This is a genomic window from Streptomyces camelliae (assembly GCF_027625935.1).
GTDB lineage: Bacteria > Actinomycetota > Actinomycetes > Streptomycetales > Streptomycetaceae > Streptomyces > Streptomyces camelliae.
Window position 1 is genome coordinate 5,608,392 of record NZ_CP115300.1, and the last position, 25,655, is coordinate 5,634,046.

The following is a 25,655-nucleotide window of genomic DNA, read 5'->3' on the forward strand; positions in this document are numbered from 1 at the left end:
TCTCCGCGGTGAAGGTTGGCTCGTCAGGCGCGTAGTTTTGTCGGCACCACGCGACAACGCGCGCCTGTAGGAGCAGTCTTGGCACGGAAGATCGGCAGCCGGTACACCGCGAACCAGATCCTGGGTCGGGGCAGCGCCGGCACGGTGTGGCTGGGCGAGGGGCCGGACGGGCCCGTCGCCATCAAGATGCTGCGCGAGGACCTCGCCTCCGACCAGGAGCTCGTCGGACGCTTCGTCCAGGAGCGCACCGCGCTGCTCGGCCTGGAGCATCCGCACATCGTCACCGTGCGCGACCTCGTGGTCGACGGCAACGACCTGGCCCTGGTCATGGACCTGGTGCGCGGCACCGATCTGCGCACCCGGCTGGACCGCGAGCGCCGGCTCGCCCCGGAGGCGGCCGTGGCGATCGTCGCCGACGTCGCCGACGCGCTCGCGGCGGCCCACGCGGCCGGTGTCGTCCACCGGGACGTCAAGCCCGAGAACGTGCTCCTCGACATGCAGGGCCCGCTCGGCCCCGGCGGCTCCCACCCGGCGCTGCTCACCGACTTCGGCGTCGCCAAGCTGATCGATTCGCCGAGACGGACGAAGGCCACGAAGATCATCGGCACCCCGGACTATCTGGCCCCGGAGATCGTCGAGGGCCTGCCCCCGCGCGCATCCGTCGACATCTACGCCCTCGCGACGGTCCTGTACGAGCTGCTGGCGGGCTTCACCCCGTTCGGCGGAGGCCACCCCGGCGCGGTCCTCCGCCGCCACGTCACGGAGACGGTCGTTCCCCTCCCCGGCATCCCCGAGGAGCTGTGGCAGCTGCTGGTGCAGTGCCTGGCCAAGGCGCCCGCCTCCCGGCTGCGCGCCTCGGAGCTGGCGGCGCGGCTGCGCGAGCAGCTGCCGTCGCTCACCGGGATGCCGCCGCTGGACGTGGACGAGCCGGACCAGACCGAGGAGCCCGCGCAGGAGCCGGCGGCCGAGCCCGCCGAGCCGGTACGGCGCCGGGGCGCGGTGTCGCTGGTTCCGGGCGCCAAGCCGGACTCCAACCGGGACACCCACACCTCGATGCGGGTGCCGGGGCCGGACGAGCTGGCGGGCGGCGCGCACGGCACCGCGCGCGCTCCCCGGGCCACCGGTGCGCCCCGGCCGGGCTCGGCGAGGCACCGGGCGGTGGTCCGGCGGCGCAGGGTGACTCTGGGAGTGGCCGGGGCGGTGCTGGCGGCCGTCGTGGGCGTCGGCGCGTACGTGGCGTCTTCCGGCGGCGACGACAAGCCGGCCCAGGACACCCACAGCACATCGGCACCCTGACCCACCCAGGGGGCTCCGCCCCCTGTACCCCCATTTCCCATCCGCCCACCCGTATCTGTCAGCCGAGAGGGCACCCTCCCAGCCTGGCCGAGCCGGGTGGGACGGTGGGCAAGCCGAGGGTCTGGGGGCGGAGCCCCCAGGGCGGTGACCGCAGTGCCGGGTGCTGCACGGGCCAGGTCGCTTGCAACAGCCGTTACGCTGGAACCGTGGCAGTCGTCGATGTATCCGAAGAGCTGAAGTCCCTCTCCTCGACCATGGAGTCGATCGAGGCCGTCCTGGACCTCGACAAGCTGAGGGCAGATATCGCCGTGCTTGAGGAGCAGGCGGCCGCGCCGTCCCTGTGGGACAACCCGGACGAGGCGCAGAAGATCACCAGCAGGCTCTCCCACCTCCAGGCCGAGGTCAGGAAGGCGGAGGCACTGCGCGGTCGGATCGATGATCTCGCCGTCCTCTTCGAGATGGCCGAGGAGGAGGACGACCCGGACACCCGTGCCGAGGCCGAGTCCGAGCTGGCCTCCGTCAAGAAGGCGCTGGACGAGATGGAGGTGCGTACCCTCCTGTCCGGCGAGTACGACTCCCGTGAGGCGCTCGTCAACATCCGCGCGGAGGCCGGCGGTGTCGACGCCGCCGACTTCGCCGAGAAGCTCCAGCGCATGTACCTGCGCTGGGCCGAGCAGCACGGCTACAAGACCGAGCTGATCGAGACGTCGTACGCCGAAGAGGCCGGCATCAAGTCGACCACCTTCGCCGTCCAGGCGCCGTACGCCTACGGCACCCTCTCCGTCGAGCAGGGCACGCACCGGCTCGTCCGCATTTCCCCCTACGACAACCAGGGCCGCCGCCAGACCTCCTTCGCGGGTGTCGAGGTGCTGCCGGTCGTCGAGCAGTCCGACCACGTCGAGATCGACGAGAGCGAGCTGCGGATCGACGTCTACCGGTCCTCCGGGCCCGGCGGTCAGGGCGTCAACACGACCGACTCCGCGGTCCGCATCACGCACCTCCCGACCGGCATCGTGGTCTCCTGCCAGAACGAGCGCTCGCAGATCCAGAACAAGGCCACGGCGATGAACGTCCTCCAGGCGAAGCTGCTGGAGCGGCGCCGCCAGGAGGAGCAGGCCAAGATGGACGCCCTCAAGGGCGACGGCGGCAACTCCTGGGGCAACCAGATGCGTTCGTACGTCCTGCACCCCTACCAGATGGTCAAGGACCTGCGCACCGAGTACGAGGTCGGCAACCCGGAGGCCGTGTTCAACGGTGAGATCGAAGGGTTCCTGGAGGCCGGTATTCGCTGGCGCAAGCAGCAGGAGAAGTAACTTTGTCGACATGACAACTGCCGCCCATGAGGCGGCAGTTGTCGTTATGTCTGGGTTTTACATCACAATTACAGCTGCCAAGCGCCCGCAAAAACACCCCCAATGGACAATGCGCCCGCAATGACCTTGACGTTGCTTTGAAAAATGGGAAGGGTTGCACGCGGCATGCGTACTTGCGGGGCGCATGTGAACCGGGGGAATGAGTTGACGCGGACTTCGTCACCGGCTGCCTCCCGTCGATCACGGCAACGCCCCACGCGCCGCCTCATTGACGAACAGCTACTGGGGGTAGCAACCATATGACGAAGAAGACGCGGATCCGGGTCGCGCGGATAGCCGCGGGCGCCGTGATCGCGGCCGGTGCGTCCCTGACGGCCGCCGGCGCGGCCTCCGCCCTGGACCTCAACGTCCAGGCGGGTCCGATCAGCCTGGGCGCGCACACGAACACCGACGACGGCGGCACCGACGGCGGCTGCCCGGTCGCCGTCTGCACCGACGGCGGCACGACCGACGGCGGCTCCACGACCGACGGTGGCTCCACCACGGACGGCGGTTCGACCACGACCGACGGTGGCTCCACCACGACCGGCGGCTCGACCACGACCGACGGTGGCTCCACCACGACCGGCGGCTCCAGCACCACCGATGGTGGCATCGGCGGCACCGTCACCATCGGTGGCACCTCTGACGGCGGCTCCACGACCACGACCGGTGGCACCACCGACGGCGGTTCGACCACGACCGGTGGCTCGACCACGACCGGTGGTTCGACCACGACCGGTGGTTCGACCACGACCGGTGGTTCGACCACGACCGGTGGCTCCACCACGACTGGTGGCTCGACCACGACTGGTGGCTCCTCCACGGACGGTGGCTCCAGCACCACCGGTGGCAACGGCAACTCCGGCGGTAACGGCAACTCCGGCGGTAACGGCAACTCCGGCGGTAACGGCACCGGCGGCTCCAGCACCTCGGGCGGCTCGGGCAGCACCGGCGGCTCCACCACCGGCGGCAACAACGACAACCCGCAGGGCGGCAGCGGCAAGACCACCCAGGACGCCGGTTCCTCGACCCTGACCGACACGGGCTCCTCCGACAACAACAACAAGGCCCAGGGCGGCGACAAGCAGCTCGCCGAGACCGGTGCCGGCCAGACCGCGTTCCTGGTCATCGGCGCCGCGACGATGATCGCCGGCGGCATCGGCTTCCGCGTGCTGCCGCGCCTGGTGAACGGCCGGGGCGGCGCCGCCGCCTGACCGTGACCCCACGGTCACGCAGCGCACGTACGCTGTGACACCGAGGGCCCGGAGCTTGGCGCTCCGGGCCCTCAGCCGTCTCTACGGCGTTCTCGCGGCCTGTCCGCCGCCGCGCCGCGCGCTATGCGGTCTGGTGCGCCAGCAGCGCCACCGCGGCGATCAGCACCGCCAGCAGCGCGATCAGCGCCATCGGGTTCACCCCGCCGAGGAAACCCTCGTGCTGCAGTCGCTCGCGGTTGGCACGGCACACCGGGCACCGGCCCTCGCTCACGGGCGCCGCACAGTTCGCGCACACCAACCGGTCGTACGTCATGCGCTCGCCCTCCTTGCACCGGCCATCACTACTAGAACGCTCACGGGAACGAGAACGTTCCCCCCACCACTGTGCCAGGTTCACGCAAGCCGTGCGCGGGGCCCCGGGAGAGCGGGACGGAGGCGGGGCGGAGGCGGTGAGGGAGGCGGAGACGGAAACAGCGCCCGGTACAAAAACGTACAAGTCTTGCCCAAGCTCTACCTGCGCCTGCACTTGCGCACCCGGTTCGCGTATGGTCACGCTCATCTACCCCCGGCGACCCGTGGTGCATCCGTGATCCGATTCGACAACGTCTCCAAGGTCTACCCCAAGCAGACCCGCCCCGCACTCAGGGATGTCTCCCTGGAGGTGGAGAAGGGCGAGTTCGTCTTCCTCGTGGGATCCTCCGGCTCCGGAAAGTCCACCTTCCTGCGGCTCATCCTCCGCGAGGAGCGGTGCAGCCACGGACAGGTGCACGTGCTGGGCAAGGACCTCGCGCGCCTCTCCAACTGGAAGGTGCCGCAGATGCGCCGCCAGCTGGGGACCGTCTTCCAGGACTTCCGGCTGCTGCCGAACAAGACCGTCGCGGAGAACGTGGCCTTCGCCCAGGAGGTCATCGGCAAGTCCCGCGGCGAGACCCGCAAGTCCGTGCCGCAGGTGCTCGACCTCGTCGGGCTCGGCGGCAAGGAAGACCGTATGCCCGGCGAGCTGTCCGGTGGTGAGCAGCAGCGCGTGGCCATCGCGCGGGCCTTCGTCAACCGGCCCAAGCTGCTCATCGCCGACGAGCCCACCGGCAACCTCGACCCGCAGACCTCCGTCGGCATCATGAAGCTGCTCGACCGCATCAACCGGACGGGCACCACGGTCATCATGGCGACGCACGACCAGAACATCGTGGACCAGATGCGCAAGCGCGTCATCGAGCTGGAGAAGGGCCGCCTCGTCCGCGACCAGGCCCGTGGCGTCTACGGCTACCAGCACTGACCACGTCCACGACCGAAAGGCTTGACCAGACGCCATGCGCGCCCAGTTCGTCCTGTCGGAGATCGGTGTCGGTCTCCGCCGCAATCTGACGATGACCTTCGCCGTCATCGTCTCCGTCGCCCTCTCCCTGGCCCTCTTCGGCGGCTCGCTGCTGATGAGCGATCAGGTGTCCACCATGAAGGGCTACTGGTACGACAAGGTCAACGTCTCGATCTTCCTGTGCAACAAGCACGATGCCGAGTCGGACGCCAACTGCGCCAAGGGCGCGGTCACCGATGACCAGAAGAAGCAGATCCTCGCCGACCTGCAGAAGATGCCGGTCGTCGAGAAGGTGTCGTACGAATCGCAGGACGAGGCCTACAAGCACTACAAGGAGCAGTTCGGCAACTCCCCGCTGGCCAGCTCGCTGACGCCGGACCAGATGCAGGAGTCGTACCGGATCAAGCTGAAGGACCCGCAGAAGTACCAGGTCATCGCGAGCGCCTTCAACGGGCGTGACGGCGTGCAGTCGGTGCAGGACCAGAAGGGCATCCTGGACAACCTGTTCCAGCTGCTGAACCTGATGAACCGCGGCGCGCTCGGTGTGATGGCGATGATGCTGATCGTCGCGCTGCTGCTGATCGTCAACACGGTGCGCGTCTCGGCGTTCAGCCGCCGGCGTGAGACCGGCATCATGCGCCTGGTCGGTGCATCGGGCTTCTACATCCAGGCGCCGTTCATCGCGGAGGCCGCGGTCGCCGGACTCATCGGCGGCGGTCTCGCCTGTGTGGCCCTGGTGGTCGGCCGGTACTTCACCATCGACCACGGCATGGACCTCGCCCACAAGCTGCAGCTCATCAACTTCGTCGGCTGGGACGCGGTGCTCACCAAGCTGCCGCTGATCCTCGCGACGAGCGTGCTGATGCCGGCGCTGGCGGCTTTCTTCGCCCTGCGCAAGTATCTGAAGGTGTGACGCATGCCAAGAGGGGCCGTACGGGCAACCGCCCGTGCGGCCCTTCGCGTTGTCCTAGACTCACCGCCATGTCAGGCCGAGAACTGTGCCGAGACCTGCTCTGTCCGCCCCGCCGCATCCGCCGCGGGGCCGCCCTGACATTGGTCTTCGCCGGCGTCCTGGTCGCCGGCGCCGCCACCGGCTCCTTCCCGGAGACCGGCCAGACCGGCCAGCCCACCCGGAAGGCCGCGTTCCGCCCGGCGGGCGAGGCCACCACCCCGCACGAGGACGTCCAGAAGGCCGCCGCCGACGCGATGGCCGACGGCAAGTCCCCGATGGAGGCCGCCGAGCGGGCCGTCAGCCGCAGCGGCGACCGCTGGGCCGCGGTGTACTCCGAGGGCGCGTACCAGGAGTTCCAGGACGCCCTCGACGGCAGGTACACCGGTGTCGGCCTGTGGGCGAGCCGCGAGCAGGACGGCCGGATCGAGGTGACCAGGGTCCAGCCCGACTCGCCCGCCGCCCAGGCCGGCATCCGCGAGGGCGACCGGCTGACCAGTGTCGACGGCAGCAAGGTCGACGGCCGCCCGGTCACCGACGTCGTCTCCTTACTGCGCGGCGACGCCGACGACGCGGCCGCCGGTACGACCGTCACGCTGGGCCTTCAGCGCGGCACGCGCGCGTGGACGCGGAAACTGCGCCGGGCCAGCCTGTCCACCGACTCGGTGACCGTGCGCAAGCTGCCCGGCGGGGTCACCGTCATCAAGATCGCCGCGTTCACCAAGGGCTCCGGCGACGCCGTCCGCGCGGCGGTGCGTGAGGTCCCGGCCGACGGCGGGATCATCCTCGACCTGCGGGGCAACTCCGGCGGCCTGGTCACCGAGGCCGTGGAGACCTCCTCCGCCTTCCTCGACGGCGGCCTGGTCGCCACGTACGACGTCGACGGCGCCCCGCGCTCCCTGCACGCCGACCCCGGCGGCGACACCGCCCGGCCCCTGGTCGCCCTGGTCGACGGCGGCACGATGAGCGCGGCCGAGATGCTCACCGGCGCCCTCCAGGACCGGGGCCGCGCGGTGGTGATCGGCTCCCGCACCTTCGGCAAGGGCTCCATCCAGATGCCGACCAGGCTGCCCGACGGCTCGGTGGCCGAGCTGACCGTCGGCCACTACCGCACCCCCTCCGGCCACGCGGTCGACGGCCAGGGCATCACCCCGGACCTGGAGGCGGGCCCGGGGGACGACGCCCTCCGGCGGGCCGAGACGGTCCTCACCGGCCTCGGTGCTTCCTCTTAGCCCCACTGGTGGCCTCACGTTAATCGGCTGTACGCACACCCCCTCCGTGGTGCGAAAATGGTCGGCACTATGGCTAAGGAAAAAGGGCGCAAGCTGATCGCGCAGAACAAGAAGGCGCGGCACGACTACCACATCCTCGACACCTACGAGGCCGGTCTGGTCCTCATGGGCACCGAGGTGAAGTCGCTGCGCCAGGGGCGGGCCTCGCTGGTCGACGGGTTCGTGCAGCTCGACGGCCACGAGGCGTGGCTGCACAACGTGCACGTCCCCGAGTACAGCCAGGGCACCTGGACCAACCACAGCGCCCGCCGCAAGCGCAAGCTGCTGCTGCACCGCGCGGAGATCGAGAAGCTGGAGTCCAAGTCCCAGGAGACGGGTCACACGATCGTGCCCCTCGCCCTGTACTTCAAGGACGGCCGCGCCAAGATCGAGATCGCGCTGGCGAAGGGCAAGAAGGAGTACGACAAGCGGCAGACCCTGCGGGAGAAGCAGGACCGGCGCGAGGCGGACCGGGCGATGTCGGCGGCCCGGCGCAGGCAGCGGGCCTAGCGGCGGCGGTGGGAATACGCTGGCACCGACCTGCGTTGTTACCGTACGATGGCATCGCACTCCACAGAGAGTGCACACGCACCCTCTCCGGAGGGTTTGAAAAATCAACATGGGGATGATCGGTTTCGACAGCGGCTGTCGAAGCAGGGGAAGCGTGTCGAGGAAGCGGCCATGATCTCGTAAACCACAGGCCGAAAAAAATAATCGCCAACACCAAGCGCGATTCCTTCGCCCTCGCTGCCTAAGTAGCGACTTGCGAAGTGTCAGCCCGGGGCTGTTCCCGACCCGGATCCTGGCATCAGCTAGGGAACTAAACCTTGATCCCGGTCACGGGGTGAAAAGGGAAACCAAACAGTGACTGAGCCTGTCGGCGACTTGTTCGCGTGATCGCCGGGGCTGAGAAAAGCGCAGCGAACTGCACACGGAGAAGCCCTGATTCCGCACCGTTGGACGCGGGTTCGATTCCCGCCATCTCCACCAATCCCTCCGGGGATACCCCATGTGGGCACAGGCCCCGTCGCTCCGCGCGGCGGGGCCTTTGTCATGCGCTACTTCACCGCCCCCGCCGCGATCCCCCGGGTGAGCGTCCGCTGGAAGACCAGGAAGAACACGACCGCGGGGAGCACGCCCAGCAGGGCGGCCGCGTTGGTCATGGTGGCGTCCATCAGCCGCTGGCCCTGGAGGACGCCGAGGGCGACGGAGACGGTCTGGTTGTCGTTGGAGACGAGCATGACCAGCGGCAGCAGGAACTCGTTCCAGGTCCAGATGAAGAAGAAGACCAGCAGCACCCCGAGGGTCGGGCGGCTGACCGGCACGACGATCCGCCACAGCACCTGCCATGTGCCGGCCCCGTCGATCCGGGCCGCCTCGATGATCTCCCGGGGGAACTGGCCGAGGACGGAGGAGAGCAGGTACGTGCCGAACGCGGAGTGGAGCACCGTGAACACGATGATCACGCTGAGCCGGGTGTCGTACAGGCCGGCCTGCTTGCTGAGGTAGTACAGCGGGTAGACCAGCGCCTCCTGCGGCAGCATGTTCGCGAGGACGAAGAAGGCCAGCACCCAGGTGCGGCCCCGGACCCGGCCGATGCCGATCGCGTAGGCGTTCAGCACCGACAGGACAGTGGCCAGGAGCGCCACCGAGCCGCTGATCAGCACGGAGTTGAGCAGCTTCTGCCCGTAGTCGACGCGCTGCCAGAAGTCCGTCAGCCCTTTGGTGTACAGGCCGTGGGGCAGGCTGAGCGGGCCGTGCTGGGAGTATTCGGCCGGGGACTTGACCGCGTTGACCACGACGATGGCGAACGGCACGATCATGAACAGGGCGGCGAGGCAGAGGGCGATCAGCACCGGGTAGCGGCGCAGGGCGGTCATGCCTCCTCCGCACGGCTCTGCAGCTTCAGGCCGATGAGGGCCAGGGCCAGGATGATCACGGTCAGCACGGTGGAGATCGCGGCGCCGTAGCCGACCTGGGTCTTCTCGAAGAACGTGGTGAAGGAGAAGTACGACGGAACGTCCGTCGCGCCGCCCGGACCGCCCTTGGTGAGCACATACACCGCGCCGAACACCTTCAGCGCGGCGATCGTGCACCAGGTCAGCACGACGTAGATCTCCGGCCGGATCCCCGGCAGCGTGATGTGCGCGAAGCGCCGCCACCAGCCGGCGCCGTCCAGCTCGGCCGCCTCGTACAGCTGCGGGTCGATCCGGCCGAGGCCCGCCATGAACACCACCAGCGGAAAACCGAGCTGCACCCAGACCAGCACGCCCATGACGGTGTACAGCGCGAGGTCCGGGTCGCCCAGCCAGTCCTGCTGCCAGGAACCCAGCCCGACGGCCTTCAGCAGTGCGTTCAGGGTGCCGTCGTCGGGGGCCAGGATCCAGCTCCAGACGATGCCGGCGACCGCGACCGGCAGCACCTGCGGAAGGTAGAAGCAGGCGCGCAGGATCGACGCCAGGCGGGTGCCGAAGTGCTTGCCGACATAGTCGGTCAGGGCGGCGGCCAGCACGAGTCCGAGAGCGGTCGGTACGACGGCCATGGCGACGACCATGAACAGGCTGTGCCGGAACGACGCCCAGAACTCGGAATCGTGCGCGAGCTGACGGTAGTTGGCGAGCCCGGACCAGTGCGGGCTGCCCACGCCCTGCCAGTCGGTGAAGCCGAGCCCGGTGTTCATCAGGAACGGCACTACGACGACGGCCAGGAAGGCGAGGGCGCCGGGGAGGAGGAACAGGGTGTAGGAGTCGCGGGGGGCCTTCATCGCTTGGGTACGCCCTGGTCGTACGCCTTCTGGAGATGGTCCAGGTAGGCGTCCGGTTTCTCGCTGCCGGTCAGCAGCCTCTGGGTCTCGGAGACGAGGGTGTCGTAGAAGCCGGGCACCGGCCAGTCGGGGTAGAAGGCGAGGCCGTCGCGGGCGGTGAGGGTGTTGAAGTTCGCGATCAGGGCCTTGGACTTGGGGTCGGCGATGGTGTCCGCGGCGGCGGCCACGGGGATGCCGCCCTTGTTGCCGAGCAGGGTCTGGATCTCCTTCGACAGGGTGATGTCGATGAAGTCGTAGGCGAGTTGCTTGTTCCTGGCGCCCTTGGGAACGACCCACAGATTGCCGCCGGAGCCGAGGGTGAGGTCGGAGCCGGGCCACAGGGTGGTGTCCCAGTCGAACTTCGCCTCGGTCTGGAAGCGGCCGTACCACCAGCTGCCGGAGAACAGGATCGGCGCCTTGCCCTGGATCCAGGACACGCCCGCGTCCTCGGCCTTGGCGCTGGTGGCGGTCTTGGCGAGGTAGCCCTTCTTCACCCAGTCGGCGAAGGTGGTCGCGGCGTAGGTCCAGGCGGCGTCGTGGAAGTCGGTCCTGCCCTTGTAGAGCTCGTAGGAGTCGACCCATGCGCGGTCGGCCTTGGACAGGGCGAGCTGGTAGAGGTACTGCTGGGCCATGTACTCGGCGCCCGAGTCGGCGAGCGGGGTCACGCCCTTGGCCACGAACTGATCCATGGCGGCGGTGAGTTGGTCGAAGGTCTTCGGCTCGGCGATGCCGTACTTCTTGAAGAGGTCCTTGTTGTAGAAGACCATCGTGTACTCGCCGTAGTCGGGCACGCCGTACCACGTGCCGGAGCCCATCACGCCGTTCGTGTCGTACATGCTGGTCGTCCGGACGCCCGCCGGGATCTTCTTGTCCCAGCCGCGCTTGGCGGCCTCCGCCGTCAGGTCGGTCAGCAGGCCCTGCTTGGAGAGCAGGCCGGCGGTCGCGTTGCCCTTGTTGTACTCCATGACGTCGGGGGCGTCGGAGGAGTTGAGGACCATCGGCGCGGTCTTCTGGATCTGCTCGAAGCCCTTCTCCTCGAACTTCACCTTCACGCCCGGGTGCTGGGCCTCGAACACCCTGATGGCCTCGTTCCAGGCCACGCCCATCGCGCTGTCGGGGCCCTCGTAGTGCCAGAGCCGGAGGGTCTTGCCGTCGCCGGAGCCGCTGCCCGAGCCGCCGCAGGAGGCCAGCAGCAGGGATCCGGCCACCACCACCGCGGCAGCCGCCGCCCGTCGCCTTCGTGCCGTCAACATCCAGTGCCTCCGGGGGAGTCGAATCCGTTGATTCGTGATGTCGAAGCGCTTCGACGCAGGACCGTAGGCGGGCGCTGGGCGGGGGTCAACAGATCTGTCAGGAATCGATGCAAGCGGTTCGACTGAGCCGCGTCGACGAGGCGTGGATGAGCAGCGCGAGCGTGGCCGCGGCGGCCGGGACGGCGAGGGCGGTGGCGGGGGAGAGGTGCTGGGCGGCCCAGCCGCCCGCCGCCGAGCCGCAGGCGATGCCGGTGAGCAGCCCGGTCACCACCAGGCTCATGCCCTCGTTGAGCCGGTCGGCGGGGGTGCGCCGCTGTACCAGGGTCATCGCCGTCACCATCGTCGGCGCGGTCGCCATGCCCGCGACCAGCAGCGCGCCGGCGAGCGCCGGCAGCGAACCGGCCACTCCGGCGGCCGCCCACGGCAGCGTCATCAGGACGGCCATCCCGGCCAGACAGTGGCCCAGCCGCACCCCGGCCGGCTTCCGCGCGCCGAACACCAGGCCCGCCCCGCAGGAGCCCGCAGCCTGGAGTGCGAGCACGGCGCCGGCTGCCGCGCGATGACCGTGCGCGTCGGCGTAGGCGATCGTGCCGACCTCCATCGAGCCGAACACCGCGCCGGTCGCGACGAAGCAGGCCAGCAGGGGCGGGATCCCCGGGCTGCGCAGCGGCGCCCTGGTGGAGCGGACGGCCCGCACCGGCGGCTCGGTGGCGCGCTGCGCGGTGAACAGCAGCATCCCGGCGAGCAGCAGCGCCGCCCCGGTGAGGGTGCCCGCCTCCGGGAAGAACGTGCCGGTCAGGAAGGACGCGAGCACCGGGCCGAGCATGAAGCACAGCTCGTCGGCGGCCTGCTCGAAGGAGTTGGCGGTGTGCAGCGCGCCCGGGTCGTCGCGCAGCAGATGGGCCCAGCGGGCGCGGGACAGCCCGCCGATGTTGGGGGTGGTCGCGGTCGCGGCGTAGGCGGCGAACAGGGTCCAGTCGGGGGCGTCGTAGCGCACGCACAGCAGCAGCGCGAGGCTGCCGAGCACGGAGACGAGCGTGGCCGGCACGGCGATCCGGGCCTGCCCGTACCGGTCGATCAGGCGGGCGATCCACGGCCCGGCGAGTCCGGTCGCCGCGAGCCCGGTCGCGGTGACGGCGCCGGCGAGGGCGTACGAGCCCCGGGACCCGGCGATCATCACGACGGCGCTCACGCTGAACATGCCCATGGGCAGCCGGGCGAGCAGATTGCCGCTGGTGAAGGCACGGGTACCGGGGAAGGAGAAGAGCCGGCGGTAGGCGTTCTGCCGCGCCGGTGCGGATATGAGAGGGGGCATGGATCCACCCTCGCCCGGAGGGGATCAAGGGGTCCAACACCTGCTCGGCGCCGATTCACGCACCCGTGTTGTAAATTCCCCGTCATGCCCGCCCTGCCCGCCGACATAGAGCCGAGACTCCTGCGCGCCTTCGTCGCCGTCGCCGAGGAACTGCACTTCACCCGGGCCGCCGCCCGGCTGTACGTCGCCCAGCAGGCGCTCAGCCGTGATGTACGGCGGCTGGAGCGGGAGTTGGGCGCCGAGCTGTTCCTGCGGTCCACCCGGCAGGTGACGCTGACGGCCGACGGCGAGCGCCTGCTGCCGTACGCCCGCCGGGTCCTCGCGGCGCAGGACGAGCTGTTGGCCGTCTTCAGGCAGGCCCGCCCGCTGCTGGTGGACCTCAACTCGCCGGGCCTGGTCACCGGCCGCCGGGTGCTGCACCGGGCCCGGGAACTCGCCCCCGACTGCGAGCTGATGGCCCGCTACGAGAGCGGTCTGACCGGGGCGGCCGAGCTCATTCTCGCCGGCCGGCTGGACGTCTCCTTCGGCCGGTTCGCCGGCCTGGACCCGGCACTGCGGTCGGGGCTCTCCCAGCAGCCGCTGCGCTATGAGCCGATGGCCGTGATCCTCCCCGAGGACCACCTCCTGGCCGCGCTGCCCGAGGCGCCGTTGCCGGTGTCCGCGCTGGCCGGGGAGACGGTGTACGCCGGTGCCGGCAACCCGCGCACCCCGGAGTGGACCGACCTGGCGTCCCGCCTCTTCGCGGAGCACGGCATCCGGCTCGCCCCGCCCCTGCCGCTGGCCGTCGGGGACGAGGAGTTCGAGCGGATCATGGGCAAGAACGGCCATCCGATCCTGGCCGTGGTCGACTTCCCGCCCCTGCCCCGCACGGTGCTGCGCCCGCTGGTGGACCCGGTCCCCCTCTCGCCCGTCTCCTTGGTCTGGCGCAAGGGGCTGGCCCACCCCGGCCTTGCCGCGCTGCGGCGGGCGGCGACGGAGATCTCCCGGGCGCAGGGGTGGCTGCGGCGGCCTGCGCAGGGGTGGCTTCCAGGGGTCGACAGCGAGGCGATGAGAGCGGGCGCCTGAGCCACCTCAGATGTTGCTCAAGCCTTCAAGGAAAGGGCTTCCTGGCACTCTGCCGGACTGTCATGATCTCGCCAGCAGGGCCGAGAAGCGCCTGTACATGGCCGAATCCCGCTCCCGGCTCCCTGCACCGAAACGAGGGGAAGACTTCCATGCTCAAGAACATCAAGCGTGCGCTCACGGTCGTCGGCACGGCCGGTGCCGCGGTCACGCTGGCGGCGACCTCCGCCTTCGCGTCGGGCGGCGTCCACTACCCGACCCAGACGCACCAGTCCACCTACAAGAAGTGCATCGACACCACGAGCGGGGGCAGCCGCTACAGCTCCACCTACGGCGGTTACGTCTTCGTCGCCGACTCCTTCGGTTCGGCTCCCGGTTGTGAATACTCGTACGTGGAAGTCGTCTACGTCGACAAGAGCGGCAACGAGCAGGTGAAGCGCGCCTCGGCCAAGGGAAGCCTCACCGACGGCCCGAACACGCACATCTTCCTCTACCCGAGCCAGTACAAGAAGGTGCTGGAGGTCATCGGTTCCAGCCGTGACTGGAGCGGCAACAGCTCGGGCGGGGTTTACCTGTACTTCTGACCGGCATTTCCGGCCGGTATTTCTGACCGGCGCCGAGAATGTTCCGGCGTGAAAAGGGGCTTCTGGTGGACGGTACCTGTCCACCAGAAGCCCCTGCTTTCCTATGTGCCGATCCGTCAGCCGTTGGCCCCGGCCGGGGTCGTGGTGGTCTTGAAGCCCTCCAGCTTGTTGGCCTGGATCGCGAAGTCGTTGGTGAACGTCTTGCTGAGGTCCACCGAACCCTTCACGTTGCCGACCAGCTGCTCCATCGCCAGCGCGGTCTTCGGGCCGCCGGCCGGCATGATGCCGTCCGGGAGGAACTGACCCTTGTCCTGGGTCAGGGCCTTGATGTAGTCGTCCTTGGTCACCAGCTGGTTCTGCACGAACGACTGCGGCAGCTTGTCGGCGATGTCGGCCGCGGTGTGCGTGTTGATCCAGTGCATGGTGGCGACGAGCGCGTCGACGACCTTCTGCGTCGCGTCCTTGTGCGAGTTCACCCACTCGCTGCGGGCGAGCACGCTGGCCCCCGGGAAGGCGCCGCCCAGCGCCGCCGTGGCACCCTCCGTGGTGGCCAGGTCGATCGCGGAGGTGCCGATGCCCTTCTTCTCGATCGCGGCGACCGTCGGCTGCGTCGTCATGACGCAGTCGATCTTGCCGTTCTGCAGGGAGGCGAGGGCGGTGGAACCCGCGCCGACCCCGATGCGGTGGAACTGGCCCACCGTGACGCCCTTCTTGGCGGCCATGAGCTGGGTGAGGACGTCGGTGCCCGAGCCCAGGTCGGTCACGCCGAGGGTCTTGCCCTTGAAGTCGGCGGCCGAGTGGACGCCCGATTTCGAGCTGCACATCTCGCGCTCGCCCGGGGCGCCGGAGAGCTGGACGACGTCGTCGACCGCCTTGCCCTTCGTCTGGAACTCGATCGTGTGGTTGTACCAGGCGCCCGCCATGTCGACCTGCCCCGAGATCATGGCATCCTCGGCGCCGATACCGCCGTTCTGCTCGGTGCTGAGCTCGACGTTGACGCCGTACTTCTTGTAGAAGCCGAGCTGCTGCGCGAGCTGGAAGGGCAGGTAGATCTGCTTGTCGATGCCGCCGACCATCAGCTTGACGGTCGGGGTGCCGCCGGAGCCGCTCGAACCGGAGCTGCCGGAGCTGCTGGAACACGCGGTGGCCGCGCCGAGGGACAGGACGGTGACGAGCGATGCGGTGAGGGCTCTCTTCAGCATGGCGGCTCTTTCCTTTCGGACATGCGAGGGGGACGCGAGGGGGACGCGGGGAGGGGAGGGGGGAGGGGGTGGTGAAAGGGGCGGGGATCAGAGGCTGTTGGCCTCGGACGGGGTCGGCGGGCGCCAGGACAGCAGCCGGTGTTCGAGCTTGCTGATCAGCCACTCCGCGCCGAGCACGATGACCGCGATGACGAGCATCGTGGCGAACACGCCGTTGGGGTCGAACTGGTCCTGCGCGGTCTTGATGACCAGACCGAGGCCCTTCTGCGCGCCGAGCACCTCGCCGACGAGCGCGCCGACGATGGCGAAGCCGAACGCGCTGTGCAGGCTGGCGATGATCCAGGTCAGCGCGGAGGGCACGATGACGTGCTGGGTGATCTGCAGCCTGGAGGCGCCGAGCACCTTGGCGTTGGCGAGGACGTTCCGGTCGACCTCGCGGACGCCCTGGAAGGCGTTGAAGAAGACGATGAAGAACACCAGCACGGCGGCGAGCAGGATCTTCGGCGTCAGACCGATACCGAAGGCGACGATGAAGATCGAGCCGAGGACGATGCGCGGGATCGCGTTGACGATCTTGATGTAGGGGCCGAGCACATCGGAGAGGAAGCGGCTCTGTCCGAGGGCGACGCCGAGAACGACGCCTGCGACGGTGCCGATGGCGAAGCCGACGAGCGCCTCCTGGATGGTGGTCCAGATGTTCGAGTAGAAGGAGCCGGTCTCGGTGCCGTTCTGGAAGAGCTCGATCAGCCGCTTCCAGATGCCCGACGGCTGTCCGAAGAAGAACTTGTCGACGATGCCCCACGTGGTGAAGGCCTGCCAGCCGCCGATGATGATGACCGCGAGGCCCACGCGGCCCGCCCACACCGAGGCGACGCGTCGCCGGACGGCCCGCTTGGCGGCGGCGGCCGCCGAGCTCTGCCCGCCGTCTTTGACCTGCGCGGCGGAAGCGGTGGTCGTGCTCATGCCTTCTCTCCTGCCGTGCGTGCGTACGCGCGCTCGACCTCTTCGCGCAGCGTGTCCCAGATCTGGTGCTGGAGTTCGATGAAGCGGGGCTGGAAGCGGATCTCCTGCACGGAGCCGCGGGGGCGGGGCAGGTCGATGTCGAAGACCGCCTTGACCGAACCGGGGCTGGAGGTCATCACGACGACCCGGTCGGCGAGCGCCACGGCCTCGTCGAGGTCGTGGGTGATGAAGATGACGGACGGCCGGATCTGCTCCCACAGGCCCAGCAGCTCGGTCGACATGATCGCCTTGGTCTGCACGTCCAGGGCGCCGAACGGCTCGTCCATGATCAGGATCTTGGGTTCGTTGATCAGCGCCGCGGCCATCGCCACGCGCTTGCGCATACCGCCGGAGAGCTGGTGCGGATAGCGGTCCTCGAACCCGGAGAGGCCGACCCGGCGCAGCCAGTCCCGGGCCGAGGCCTGCGCCTGCTGCTTGGGCACGCCACGGAAGATCGGGCCCATCAGCACATTGCCGAGGACGGTCTTCCAGGGCAGCAGCGCGTCGGCCTGGAACATGAAGCTGACGCCGTCGGTGATGCCGTCCACCTCGCGGCCGCCGACCTTCACCGAGCCCTCGCTGGGCCGGTCGAGCCCGGAGACCATGCTCAGGGTGGTCGACTTGCCGCAGCCGGTGGGTCCGACCACCGCGCAGAACTGGCCGGGCTCCACAGTGAACGACACGTCTTGCAGCGCCGTGAACACCTCACCGGCAGGGGTCATGAATCGCTTGGTGAGCCCGGAGATCTCGACGCGCGCATCCTCACGCGCTGCTGCGCCTGCGGTTGCCGTGCCGGTGATCGGGCTCTTCGCGACATCGTTTCGCGAAGCCATGGGGGGCCGTCTCCTTCCACGCCTTGAGGGGCGGGTTCCACACCTCGTCGGGTCGAGTTCCGCACCTCGTCGGGAGCGGGTGAAGGCAGACGCTAGAGGCCACCCGGTGTTACGTCGCTGTTTCCGAGGTATCCCGCGAAAGCCGCGTAAACCGGGGTTCTGCTCGTTCTGCTCAGTGAAACGGGGGTGGGCAGAATTCCGGCCATCGGGCACAATCGCGCCAACACGGGTCCGGCGTCAGGGCCGGCCCGGCACCGATCGGAACAGGGGCGAAGAGGCACCTGTGACTCCCATCCGCATACGGATCGGGCGCGGCGGAAAGGGGAGACTGTCCGCGCGGATCCTCGTCAGCCAGCTCGCCATCCTGGCGCTCACGGGCCTCATCGGCTTCGTCCTGTTCGCCTTCGCACAGCGCTCGGCGCTCGACCGCACCTACGAGGAGCGGGCCGTCGCCATCGCCAAGACGACGGCCGCCGACCCGCAGATCCGGCGGGCCATGCAGGACGACGGGGGAGGCGCCGTGGTGCAGGCCGTCGCCGAGCGCATCCGGCAGTCGTCGGGGGCGTCGTACGTCGTGGTCATCGACCTGAACGGAATCCGCCACTCGCACCCCATCCCGCGGCTGATCGGTTCGCCGGTGACCGAGCCGGTCGTGGCGCGGGACGGCCGGCCGCACGTCGGCACCGACCAGGGCGCCACCGGGCGGTCCGCCAACGGCAGGGTCCCGCTGTACGGGCCGACGGGCGAACTGGTCGGCGAGGTGTCGGTGGGCATGCCGGAGAACGACGTCCTCGGCGAGCTCTGGCGCGAGCTGCCCACCTTCGCCCTGTATACGGCGATCGCCACCGCAATCGGTTCGGTGGCCGCGTTCCTGCTGGCCGGGCGGCTGAAGCGGACCACGTTCGGGCTTGAGCTGGAGGAGATCGCCGGGCTGCTGCAGGACCGTGAGGCGATGCTGCACGGCATCCGCGAGGGCGTCATCGCCTTCAACCCGGACGGCAGGATCAGCGTGGTGAACGACGAGGCGCGCCGACTGCTCGGCCTCGGCACCGCGCTCGGCAGCACCCTCGACCAGGTCCTGCCCGACGGACGGCTGCGCCGGGCCCTGGACGGCACCCTGACCGGCACCGACATCAGCGTGCTGACCGACGAGCACTGCCTGGTCGTCAACCGGATGCCGGTGACCCTGCACGGGCGGGAGCTGGGCGCGGTGGTGACCGTCCGGGACCGCACCGAACTGGTCGGGCTCCTGCGGGAGCTGGACTCCGTACGCGGTCTGACGGACGCCCTTCGAGCACAGCAGCACGAGTTCACCAACCGGATGCACACGCTCGCCGGGCTGCTGGACATCGGGGCGTACGACGACGCGTACGAGGTGGCCGTGGAGTCAGCTGGCGCCGGGCAGGCGCTCACCGAGTCCGTGCGCAAGCGGATCGGCAACCCGCTGATGGTCGGTCTGGTCGTGGCCAAGACGACGGTGGCCGCCGAGCGCGGGGTGTGGGTCGAGCTGGACACCGGCTCGGCGCTGGGCGAGGACCCGCCGCATCTGCCCCGGCTGCTGACGATCGTCGGCAATCTGCTGGACAACGCGATCGACGCGGCGGGCGACGGACCGCCCCCGGCGGGCGGACGCGCGGTACGGCTCACGCTCACCGAGGACGAGCAGGCGACGACCGTACGGGTGGCCGACACCGGCCCCGGTGTCCCGCCCGGCGCCCGGGACTCGATCTTCGAGGACGGCTGGTCGACCCGCCCCGACCGGGGCACCGCCCGGCGCGGCCTGGGCCTGGCCCTGGTCCACCGCCTGGTGTCGCGGCACGGCGGCACGATCACCGTCAGCGAGGGGCCGGGCGCGGTCTTCACCGTACGACTGCCCCTGCCGGATCCTGTGACGACCGGGGGAAGGAAGACGCTGTCTGTGGGAGGAGGTGACCGCTGATGATCCGCACCCTGGTCGTGGACGACGACTTCCGGGTCAGCCACATCCACTGCGACTACGTGTCCCGGGTCCGGGGGTACGAGGTGGTGGGCGAGGCGGCGAGCGTGGCCGACGCTCTCCAGGCGGTGCACGACCTGCGCCCCGACCTGCTGCTGCTCGACATCTTCCTGCCCGACGGCAGCGGACTGGACGTGCTGCGCCGGCTCACCGGGGACGCGGGTGGCGCCCGCCCCGACGCCTTCGTGATCACGGCGGACCGGGACATCGCCTCGGTCCGCACCGCCATGAAGCTCGGCGCGGTCGGCTATCTGGTCAAGCCCTTCGGCGCCGCCGACCTGGCGGAACGGCTCACCGCGTACCGCGAGCTCCAGCACCGCGTCGACACCCTCGGGGAGACCACGGAGACCGAACAGGCCGATGTGGACGCCCTGTTCAGCGCGGTACGGCCGCCCGCCGTGCCCCGGGTCCCGGCCAAGGGGCACTCGGCGCCCACGCTCGCCCTGGTCCAGCAGACGCTGCGCACCGCCCACCGCGATCTGTCCGCCGCCGAGGCCGCCGAACTGACCGGGGTCTCCCGGGCCACGGCCCAGCGCTACCTCTCCTACCTCGTCAAGGAAGGAACGGTCCGCCTGATCCTGCGCTACGGGGCGACGGGCCGGCCGGAGCACCGGTACCGCATCGCGTCCTGAGGCGGTCCCGGCTCCCCTCACGGGTCCGCCTCCCCGTGAGTGAGAGCAAAGTTCCTTCCCGGTCACCCACAGCCACAGCGCGGAAACGCGCCCTCCCTACCTTCGGCCTCAGTCAGTCGTATAGCGGACCGCCGTATGACCTAGGCAGACCGAGCAGCCGGAGCCCCGTGGAGGCGTGATGACAGCCCCAGCCGTACCCCGTCGCAGTGGCCGCTGGATCGAGCAGTGGGATCCGGAGGACGAGGGATTCTGGAAGGCGACCGGTGAGAAGATCGCCCGCCGCAACCTGTGGTTCTCGGTGCTGTCGGAGCACATCGGCTTCTCGGTCTGGACCCTGTGGTCCGTCCTGGTCCTCTTCATGGGCCCGAAGTACGGCCTGACCCCCGCCGACAAGTTCCTGCTGACCTCGATGGTCACGCTGGTCGGCGCCGTGGTCCGGGTCCCGTACACCTTCGCGGTGGCGGTGTTCGGCGGCCGTAACTGGACGATCATCTCGGCGAGCCTGCTGCTGGTGCCGACGGTGGCCGCGTACGCGGTGATGAAGCCGGGCACGTCCTTCAACACGTTCCTGCTGATCGGTCTCCTCGCGGGCATCGGCGGCGGCAACTTCGCCTCCTCCATGACCAACATCAACGCCTTCTTCCCGCTGAAGAAGAAGGGCTGGGCGCTGGGCCTGAACGCGGGCGGCGGCAACATCGGCGTGCCGGTCATCCAGCTGGTGGCGCTGGCGATCATCGGCGCGAACGGCGGCCCGAGGCTGCTGCTGGGGATCTACATCCCGCTGATCGTGGTGGCCGCCGTACTGGCCTCGGTGTTCATGGACAACCTGTCGTCGGTGAAGAACGACACCGGCGCGGCGAAGGACGCGGCGAAGGACGCCCACACCTGGATCATGTCCTTCCTCTACATCGGCACGTTCGGCTCGTTCATCGGCTACAGCTTCGCCTTCGGCCAGGTGCTGACGAACCAGTTCGGCCGCACCCCGCTCCAGGCGGCGTACCTCACCTTCATCGGCCCGCTGCTCGGTTCGCTCATCCGCCCGGTCGGCGGCTGGCTGGCCGACCGCTACGGCGGTGCCCGCATCACGCTGTGGAACTACGTGGGCATGGCGGCGGCGACGGCGATCCTGGTCGTCGCGAGCATGCAGAAGTCCCTGCCGCTGTTCGTGAGCGTCTTCGTGGTGCTGTTCGTCCTGAGCGGTCTGGGCAACGGCTCGACGTACAAGATGATCCCCGGCATCTTCCAGACGAAGGCGCTGGCCAAGGGGCTGGAAGGGGAGGAGGCGGTGTCCTACGGCCGCCGCCTGTCCGGTGCCTCGATGGGCCTGATCGGCGCGGTGGGCGCGCTGGGCGGCGTCGGCATCAACATGGCCTTCCGCCAGTCCTTCCTCTCCTACGGCTCGGGGACGGGCGCGTTCGTCGCCTTCCTCGCCTTCTACGGCGTCTGCTTCGCGCTGACGTGGGCCGTATACCTTCGCCGTCCGGCGGGGCAGGCTGTAACGGAGGCGACTGCGGAGACAAAGCCGCAGCTCAGCTACGCGGAAGTGTGACGTAACACCGGTGCAATGAAGTCGAACCGAGCCTGTCACGCGCTGTTGACAGGCTCGGTATACCGGTCAGACGGGGCGTGCCGGTCAGCAAGGAGAGCCGAGCCATGTACGACGAAGAGCAGCACCCGGAGCACGGTCCGCTCGCGGGCTTCACCGTGGGCGTCACCGCCGCGCGCCGGGCCGAGGAGCTGGGCGCCCTGCTCCAGCGGCGCGGGGCCGCCGTGCTGCACGCGCCCGCCCTGCGGATCGTGCCGCTCGCCGACGACGGGGAGCTCCTCGCCTCGACGAAGGAGATCATCGACCAGGTCCCGGACGTGGTCGTGGCCACGACGGCCATCGGCTTCAGGGGCTGGGTGGAGGCGGCGGAGGGCTGGGGCCTGGGCGACCCGCTGCTCGACCGGCTCCGCGAGGCGGAACTGCTGGCGCGGGGCCCGAAGGTCAAGGGCGCGATTCGCGCCGCGGGCCTGACGGAGGAGTGGTCCCCGTCCTCGGAGTCCATGGCGGAGGTCCTGGACCGCCTGCTGGAGGAGGGCGTGGAGGGCCGCCGTATCGCGGTGCAACTGCACGGCGAGCCCCTGCCGGGCTTCGTCGAGTCACTCCGGGCCGGTGGAGCGGAGGTCCTCCCGGTGCCGGTGTACCGCTGGATGCCACCGGAGGACACGACCCCGCTGGACCGCCTGCTGGACGCGACGGTGGCACGCTCGGTGGACGCCCTGACCTTCACGAGCGCCCCGGCGGCAGCGTCGCTTCTGTCGCGGGCGGAGGACAGGCGCCTGCTGCCGGAGCTGCTCTCGGCCCTCTCCCACGACGTCCTGCCGGCCTGCGTGGGCCCGGTGACGGCACTGCCCTTGCAGGCGCACGGCCTGGACACGGTCCAACCGGAACGCTTCCGCCTGGGCCCGCTGGTGCAACTGCTCTGCCAGGAACTCCCGGGCAGGGCGAGGGCACTGCCGATCGCCGGACACCGGGTGGAGATCCGGGGCCACGCCGTCCTGGTCGACGGCGACCTCAAGCCGGTCCCCCCGGCGGGGATGTCTCTGCTGCGCGCTCTGGCCCGCCGCCCGGGGTGGGTGGTGCCGAGGTCGGACCTGCTGCGGGCGCTGCCGGGCGCGGGGCGAGATGAGCATGCGGTGGAGACGGCGATGGCTCGTCTCCGTACGGCTCTGGGGGCGCCGAAGCTGATCCAGACGGTGGTGAAGCGGGGGTATCGGCTGGCGTTGGATCCGGCGGCGGATGCGAAGTACGCGGACGCCTGAGCCGCTCGATTTCCACTTGGGCCTGCCAGTAGGTGAGCCAGTACTGGAGATGGCCGATCTTTCCGTCCTGGAGAGCGGCCCCCAGAGCTTGCTCCTTGTGCCGTTCCATTTCGCCCAGTCGGTATGGGGCGATGCGCGCCAGCGCGATGCGAACGGCCGCCGGAGTGAGCAGGGCTGTGCCATGGTCGTCATGCAAAGGCCTGCCGTGCCCCTTCGGCCCGCCGCGCGCCCACCTCGAACCACAGCAACTTCCCCGCGCCCCGGTCCAGCCGACTGTCGCCGATGCGGAGGCCACCCCAGCAGTCCGCGTATTCCTGTACGAGCCCCAGCCCACGTCCTTGTTCGGCTTCCGCCGGGACGGGTGAGACAAAGTCCGACGGCGGCTCACCGAAAGGGGCGGGGATGCGCGGGTGACTGTCCCACACCCCGACCCGAATCCGCCCGCAGGCGAGAGCGGTGAGCCGTAGCGAGGCGGGGCCGCTGGTGTGCCGGTAGGCGTTCGTGACCAGCTCCGATGCCAACAGCTCGACGGCGTCGACGACTTTGGGTCTGCCGTGTCCGCTGAGTACTGCCCGTACGGTCATACGTGCGACACGTGCCGCGCGGGGATCATGGGGCAGGCGAAGGGCGTACACCCAGGTGTCGGGCAGGGATACGGTGCCCATGAAAACCTCCGACGAGAGAAGGGACTTCGGGCTCGCTCAACCATCTCCACCGGCGGTGGCTTTGCCTGGGGAGGTGCGCTTCCGGCTTGGGGGTGGGGGGAGTTGGGCGGTGTGCTGTGTACGCTAGCGCAGCGCTGAGATACTTCTCAGTGGATCGAGAGAATTTCATCAGTGATTACCTCATGTGAGGTACACCCAGGGTCGAGTCGGTGACTGGAAGGAGGCCCAGTGCCACCCAGCGGCAATCCCACCCTGCGTTCCCGGCGGTTGGGCGCTGAGCTGCGAAAGCTTCGTGAGCGAGCAGGCCTCACAGCCACTGGCGCCGCCGCCCGGCTCGGCGTCAACCAGGGACGCGTCAGCATGATCGAGACCGGGCGCAGTCCCCTGAGCGCCGACCGTGTCCGCTCACTTGCACGCGCCTACGATTGCAGCGATGTCGGCCTGGTCGATGCCCTTGCCGCGATGACCCAGCGCCCAGCGCATGGCTGGTGGGACAGTTACCGCGACTATCTGCCCGTCGGCCTGATTGACTTGGCCGAGCTGGAGTACCACGCGACAGCGCTGCGTGTTGCCCTGGTCATCCACATCCCGGCCCTGCTTCAGACAACCGATCACGCGCGTGCCCTCTTCAAGGAGGCGGTACCCGCGCTACGGCAGTACGAGATCGAGCACCGGGTGAGTCACCGGATCAAGCGGCAAGAAATCCTCCACCGCGATAACCCACCTCCGTACACGGCGGTGATCCACGAGTGCGCGCTGCACATGGGTTACGGCGGCCCCGAAATTGTGCGTGCCCAACTTCACCACCTCGTGGAGATGAGCGAGTTGGACCACGTGACCGTGCGGGTCATCCCGTTCGGCAAGGGCTCCTTTCCCGGCACGGGACAGTCCATCGACTATCTGGCCGGGTCGGTGCCGCAGCTCGACACCGTCCAGTTGGATGCCCACCATGGCTGCGAGTTCCTCGATGCCGAAGCCCAGTTGGAAAAGTACCGGCTCGTTCTCGACCGCATGGAGGACAACGCCCTGAAGCCCGCAGAGTCCCGTGACCTGATCCGCCGCATCGCGCAAAGCATCTGAGGTACCCGTGCCCGAACTCCACTGGAAAAAGTCCAGCTGCAGCCCCGACGCCTCCAACTGCGTGGAAGTGGCCCCCACCGCCACCACCATCCACATCCGCGACTCCAAAACCCCCACCACCCCCCACCTCACCGTCACCCCCTCCACCTGGGCGGACTTCCTCCGGTACGCGGAAACCCACTTCAGGGAAGAGGGGTGACCCTCTTTCCCGAAGTGGGCGGCCGTCGGTCGTGATGGTCAGGAGCCTGGCTCACTCCTCGTCGTACTCATCGTGCCGCCTCCACCACACGCCCTTCTCGTTGCGGCCAAGGGGAGCGCGGTCGAGCCATTGGTACATGCCCCAGAGGGCGTCCAGTCCGCGGGCGTAGGACGAGTAGGTGTGGTAGACCGTGCCGTCCTCCAGCACGAACGCGCTCATGCCGGGGCCCTCTCGGCGGTAGGTCTCCCAGTCCGTGCCGACCATCGACTCGCTGAAGGTGTCGTGGGAGGTCTTCTCCTCGGGCGTTGCCGGACGCAGGTCCTGCTCGCCGAAGTTGTACGCGACGACTCCCGCTTCCCACTCCTCCTTGGTGTGTGCCACCCCGAAGTCGAAGTTGAAGTCGCTGCCGTGGGACGACGCCCAGGGGAAGGTCCAGCCCATCCGCTCCCGGTACGCGTGGAGCTTGGCGAGCGGGGCACGTGACACCGCCCAGAACATGACGTCGTGGTGGGCGAGATGGGTCACGGTGTCGTTGAAGCCGTCGGCGATCGCCGAGCAGGACGGGCATCCGGCGGTGTAGTCGGGGCCGAACATGAAGTGGTAGACGAGGAGCTGAGAGCGGCCCTGGAACAGGTCGGCGAGCGACGCCGTACCCTCCTCGGTCTCGAAGCGGTAGTCCTTGTCGACCCGGACCCAGGGCAGTTCCTGCCGACGCCGGGCCAGCTCGTCGCTGCGCCGGGTCAGCTCCTTCTCCGCGTCGAGCAGTTCCAGCCGCGCGGCGAGCCACTCCTCGCGTGTTCCTGTCTTGTGACTGGTCATGGCCT

General features: G+C 69.3%; 25 protein-coding genes and 1 other RNA gene. 16 read left to right on the forward strand and 10 right to left on the reverse strand.

Annotated elements, in window-relative coordinates:
* Positions 1-78: 78 nt before the first annotated feature.
* The 3 genes from O1G22_RS25625 (at position 79) to O1G22_RS25635 (ending at position 3,865) form a co-directional block, all read left to right on the forward strand.
* Positions 79-1,296, forward strand: a complete 1,218-nt coding sequence (locus O1G22_RS25625) for a serine/threonine-protein kinase (protein WP_270083453.1) — start codon at positions 79-81, stop codon at positions 1,294-1,296.
* A 206-nt stretch (positions 1,297-1,502) separates the two neighbouring features.
* Positions 1,503-2,609 (forward strand): peptide chain release factor 2, encoded by a 1,107-nt coding sequence (gene prfB, locus O1G22_RS25630; RefSeq protein WP_225096161.1) that lies wholly within the window; start codon positions 1,503-1,505, stop codon positions 2,607-2,609.
* Positions 2,610-2,908: 299 nt separating this feature from the next.
* The gene (locus tag O1G22_RS25635) at positions 2,909-3,865 is read left to right on the forward strand and encodes a hypothetical protein (RefSeq protein ID WP_270083454.1); all 957 of its coding nucleotides are present in this window, start codon (positions 2,909-2,911) and stop codon (positions 3,863-3,865) included.
* Positions 3,866-3,986: 121 nt separating this feature from the next.
* Here O1G22_RS25635 and O1G22_RS25640 read toward each other — a convergent pair whose 3' ends face one another.
* Entirely contained in the window at positions 3,987-4,178 is a 192-nt protein-coding gene (locus O1G22_RS25640; protein WP_053665259.1) for a hypothetical protein, read from the reverse strand.
* A gap of 273 nt (positions 4,179-4,451) precedes the next feature.
* Here O1G22_RS25640 and ftsE point away from each other — a divergent pair, with 273 nt between their 5' ends.
* From ftsE to ssrA, 5 genes are all read left to right on the forward strand, one after another.
* Positions 4,452-5,141: a cell division ATP-binding protein FtsE gene (ftsE, locus tag O1G22_RS25645; protein ID WP_225096163.1), complete on the forward strand. Its 690-nt coding sequence runs from the start codon at positions 4,452-4,454 to the stop codon at positions 5,139-5,141.
* Between the two features lie 34 nt (positions 5,142-5,175).
* Positions 5,176-6,093: a permease-like cell division protein FtsX gene (ftsX, locus tag O1G22_RS25650; protein WP_225096164.1), complete on the forward strand. Its 918-nt coding sequence runs from the start codon at positions 5,176-5,178 to the stop codon at positions 6,091-6,093.
* A 68-nt stretch (positions 6,094-6,161) separates the two neighbouring features.
* On the forward strand, positions 6,162-7,361 hold the full coding sequence (locus tag O1G22_RS25655; RefSeq protein ID WP_270083455.1) for a S41 family peptidase: 1,200 nt from the start codon (positions 6,162-6,164) through the stop codon (positions 7,359-7,361).
* Positions 7,362-7,430: 69 nt separating this feature from the next.
* Positions 7,431-7,910, forward strand: a complete 480-nt coding sequence (gene smpB / locus O1G22_RS25660; RefSeq protein WP_270083456.1) for an SsrA-binding protein SmpB — start codon at positions 7,431-7,433, stop codon at positions 7,908-7,910.
* A 111-nt stretch (positions 7,911-8,021) separates the two neighbouring features.
* Positions 8,022-8,390, forward strand: a transfer-messenger RNA (tmRNA) gene (ssrA, locus tag O1G22_RS25665).
* Positions 8,391-8,458: 68 nt separating this feature from the next.
* Here ssrA and O1G22_RS25670 read toward each other — a convergent pair.
* From O1G22_RS25670 to O1G22_RS25685, 4 genes are all read right to left on the reverse strand, one after another.
* Positions 8,459-9,280, reverse strand: a complete 822-nt coding sequence (locus O1G22_RS25670; protein ID WP_270083457.1) for a carbohydrate ABC transporter permease — start codon at positions 9,278-9,280, stop codon at positions 8,459-8,461.
* Positions 9,277-10,164, reverse strand: coding sequence for a carbohydrate ABC transporter permease (locus tag O1G22_RS25675; RefSeq protein WP_270083458.1), 888 nt, complete (start codon positions 10,162-10,164; stop codon positions 9,277-9,279). The genes O1G22_RS25670 and O1G22_RS25675 overlap by 4 nt, the downstream gene beginning before the upstream one ends.
* Positions 10,161-11,456, reverse strand: coding sequence for an ABC transporter substrate-binding protein (locus O1G22_RS25680; RefSeq protein ID WP_270083459.1), 1,296 nt, complete (start codon positions 11,454-11,456; stop codon positions 10,161-10,163). Before O1G22_RS25680 ends, O1G22_RS25675 begins: the two co-directional genes overlap by 4 nt.
* A 97-nt stretch (positions 11,457-11,553) precedes the next feature.
* Positions 11,554-12,771 (reverse strand): MFS transporter, encoded by a 1,218-nt coding sequence (locus O1G22_RS25685; RefSeq protein ID WP_270083460.1) that lies wholly within the window; start codon positions 12,769-12,771, stop codon positions 11,554-11,556.
* 84 nt (positions 12,772-12,855) lie between these two features.
* Between O1G22_RS25685 and O1G22_RS25690 the strand changes: the two genes are divergently transcribed.
* Together O1G22_RS25690 and O1G22_RS25695 are read left to right on the forward strand one after the other, a co-directional pair.
* Positions 12,856-13,836 (forward strand): LysR family transcriptional regulator, encoded by a 981-nt coding sequence (locus O1G22_RS25690; protein WP_270083461.1) that lies wholly within the window; start codon positions 12,856-12,858, stop codon positions 13,834-13,836.
* Positions 13,837-13,985: 149 nt separating this feature from the next.
* Complete coding sequence (locus O1G22_RS25695) at positions 13,986-14,417, forward strand: hypothetical protein (RefSeq protein ID WP_270083462.1); 432 nt, start codon at positions 13,986-13,988, stop codon at positions 14,415-14,417.
* A 116-nt stretch (positions 14,418-14,533) separates the two neighbouring features.
* Here O1G22_RS25695 and O1G22_RS25700 read toward each other — a convergent pair whose 3' ends face one another.
* The 3 genes from O1G22_RS25700 to O1G22_RS25710 all read right to left on the reverse strand — a co-directional run bounded on the left by O1G22_RS25700 (position 14,534) and on the right by O1G22_RS25710 (position 17,343).
* The gene (locus O1G22_RS25700; RefSeq protein WP_270083463.1) at positions 14,534-15,619 is read right to left on the reverse strand and encodes an ABC transporter substrate-binding protein; all 1,086 of its coding nucleotides are present in this window, start codon (positions 15,617-15,619) and stop codon (positions 14,534-14,536) included.
* An 87-nt stretch (positions 15,620-15,706) separates the two neighbouring features.
* On the reverse strand, positions 15,707-16,582 hold the full coding sequence (locus O1G22_RS25705) for an ABC transporter permease (protein ID WP_270083464.1): 876 nt from the start codon (positions 16,580-16,582) through the stop codon (positions 15,707-15,709).
* Positions 16,579-17,343 (reverse strand): ABC transporter ATP-binding protein, encoded by a 765-nt coding sequence (locus O1G22_RS25710; protein ID WP_225096442.1) that lies wholly within the window; start codon positions 17,341-17,343, stop codon positions 16,579-16,581. Before O1G22_RS25710 ends, O1G22_RS25705 begins: the two co-directional genes overlap by 4 nt.
* 394 nt (positions 17,344-17,737) lie before the next feature.
* On the opposite strand from O1G22_RS25710, the gene O1G22_RS25715 reads away from it, so the two are divergent.
* The 4 genes from O1G22_RS25715 to O1G22_RS25730 all read left to right on the forward strand — a co-directional run bounded on the left by O1G22_RS25715 (position 17,738) and on the right by O1G22_RS25730 (position 22,887).
* Positions 17,738-19,393 (forward strand): ATP-binding protein, encoded by a 1,656-nt coding sequence (locus tag O1G22_RS25715; RefSeq protein ID WP_270083465.1) that lies wholly within the window; start codon positions 17,738-17,740, stop codon positions 19,391-19,393.
* Complete coding sequence (locus O1G22_RS25720) at positions 19,393-20,082, forward strand: response regulator (protein ID WP_225096174.1); 690 nt, start codon at positions 19,393-19,395, stop codon at positions 20,080-20,082. The genes O1G22_RS25715 and O1G22_RS25720 overlap by 1 nt, the downstream gene beginning before the upstream one ends.
* Positions 20,083-20,260: 178 nt before the next feature.
* Complete coding sequence (locus tag O1G22_RS25725; protein WP_270083466.1) at positions 20,261-21,631, forward strand: nitrate/nitrite transporter; 1,371 nt, start codon at positions 20,261-20,263, stop codon at positions 21,629-21,631.
* 104 nt (positions 21,632-21,735) lie between these two features.
* The gene (locus O1G22_RS25730; protein WP_270083467.1) at positions 21,736-22,887 is read left to right on the forward strand and encodes a uroporphyrinogen-III synthase; all 1,152 of its coding nucleotides are present in this window, start codon (positions 21,736-21,738) and stop codon (positions 22,885-22,887) included.
* 188 nt (positions 22,888-23,075) lie between these two features.
* On the opposite strand, the gene O1G22_RS25735 is transcribed toward O1G22_RS25730, so the two are convergent.
* Entirely contained in the window at positions 23,076-23,552 is a 477-nt protein-coding gene (locus tag O1G22_RS25735) for an ATP-binding protein (protein ID WP_270083468.1), read from the reverse strand.
* Between the two features lie 228 nt (positions 23,553-23,780).
* On the opposite strand from O1G22_RS25735, the gene O1G22_RS25740 reads away from it, so the two are divergent.
* Together O1G22_RS25740 and O1G22_RS25745 are read left to right on the forward strand one after the other, a co-directional pair.
* Positions 23,781-24,632 carry a helix-turn-helix domain-containing protein gene (locus O1G22_RS25740; RefSeq protein ID WP_270083469.1) on the forward strand — a complete coding sequence of 284 codons (852 nt, stop codon included), beginning with the start codon at positions 23,781-23,783 and terminating at the stop codon, positions 24,630-24,632.
* 7 nt (positions 24,633-24,639) lie between these two features.
* The gene (locus tag O1G22_RS25745) at positions 24,640-24,831 is read left to right on the forward strand and encodes a DUF397 domain-containing protein (RefSeq protein ID WP_270083470.1); all 192 of its coding nucleotides are present in this window, start codon (positions 24,640-24,642) and stop codon (positions 24,829-24,831) included.
* A gap of 51 nt (positions 24,832-24,882) precedes the next feature.
* On the opposite strand, the gene O1G22_RS25750 is transcribed toward O1G22_RS25745, so the two are convergent.
* Positions 24,883-25,650, reverse strand: a complete 768-nt coding sequence (locus tag O1G22_RS25750; protein ID WP_270083471.1) for a DUF899 domain-containing protein — start codon at positions 25,648-25,650, stop codon at positions 24,883-24,885.
* Positions 25,651-25,655 lie beyond the last annotated feature (5 nt).

Excerpts from the sequence above, each read along its gene's own strand:
- O1G22_RS25635 (WP_270083454.1), top strand. The coding sequence starts at position 2,909 with ATGACGAAGAAGACGCGGATCCGGGTCGCGCGGATAGCCGCGGGCGCC.
- O1G22_RS25640 (WP_053665259.1), bottom strand. The coding sequence starts at position 4,178 with ATGACGTACGACCGGTTGGTGTGCGCGAACTGTGCGGCGCCCGTGAGC.
- ftsX (WP_225096164.1), top strand. The coding sequence starts at position 5,176 with ATGCGCGCCCAGTTCGTCCTGTCGGAGATCGGTGTCGGTCTCCGCCGC.
- O1G22_RS25655 (WP_270083455.1), top strand. The coding sequence starts at position 6,162 with ATGTCAGGCCGAGAACTGTGCCGAGACCTGCTCTGTCCGCCCCGCCGC.
- smpB (WP_270083456.1), top strand. The coding sequence starts at position 7,431 with ATGGCTAAGGAAAAAGGGCGCAAGCTGATCGCGCAGAACAAGAAGGCG.
- O1G22_RS25670 (WP_270083457.1), bottom strand. The coding sequence starts at position 9,280 with ATGACCGCCCTGCGCCGCTACCCGGTGCTGATCGCCCTCTGCCTCGCC.
- O1G22_RS25675 (WP_270083458.1), bottom strand. The coding sequence starts at position 10,164 with ATGAAGGCCCCCCGCGACTCCTACACCCTGTTCCTCCTCCCCGGCGCC.
- O1G22_RS25680 (WP_270083459.1), bottom strand. The coding sequence starts at position 11,456 with ATGTTGACGGCACGAAGGCGACGGGCGGCGGCTGCCGCGGTGGTGGTG.
- O1G22_RS25685 (WP_270083460.1), bottom strand. The coding sequence starts at position 12,771 with ATGCCCCCTCTCATATCCGCACCGGCGCGGCAGAACGCCTACCGCCGG.
- O1G22_RS25690 (WP_270083461.1), top strand. The coding sequence starts at position 12,856 with ATGCCCGCCCTGCCCGCCGACATAGAGCCGAGACTCCTGCGCGCCTTC.
- O1G22_RS25695 (WP_270083462.1), top strand. The coding sequence starts at position 13,986 with ATGCTCAAGAACATCAAGCGTGCGCTCACGGTCGTCGGCACGGCCGGT.
- O1G22_RS25700 (WP_270083463.1), bottom strand. The coding sequence starts at position 15,619 with ATGCTGAAGAGAGCCCTCACCGCATCGCTCGTCACCGTCCTGTCCCTC.
- O1G22_RS25705 (WP_270083464.1), bottom strand. The coding sequence starts at position 16,582 with ATGAGCACGACCACCGCTTCCGCCGCGCAGGTCAAAGACGGCGGGCAG.
- O1G22_RS25710 (WP_225096442.1), bottom strand. The coding sequence starts at position 17,343 with ATGACCCCTGCCGGTGAGGTGTTCACGGCGCTGCAAGACGTGTCGTTC.
- O1G22_RS25720 (WP_225096174.1), top strand. The coding sequence starts at position 19,393 with ATGATCCGCACCCTGGTCGTGGACGACGACTTCCGGGTCAGCCACATC.
- O1G22_RS25725 (WP_270083466.1), top strand. The coding sequence starts at position 20,261 with ATGACAGCCCCAGCCGTACCCCGTCGCAGTGGCCGCTGGATCGAGCAG.
- O1G22_RS25730 (WP_270083467.1), top strand. The coding sequence starts at position 21,736 with ATGTACGACGAAGAGCAGCACCCGGAGCACGGTCCGCTCGCGGGCTTC.
- O1G22_RS25735 (WP_270083468.1), bottom strand. The coding sequence starts at position 23,552 with ATGGGCACCGTATCCCTGCCCGACACCTGGGTGTACGCCCTTCGCCTG.
- O1G22_RS25750 (WP_270083471.1), bottom strand. The coding sequence starts at position 25,650 with ATGACCAGTCACAAGACAGGAACACGCGAGGAGTGGCTCGCCGCGCGG.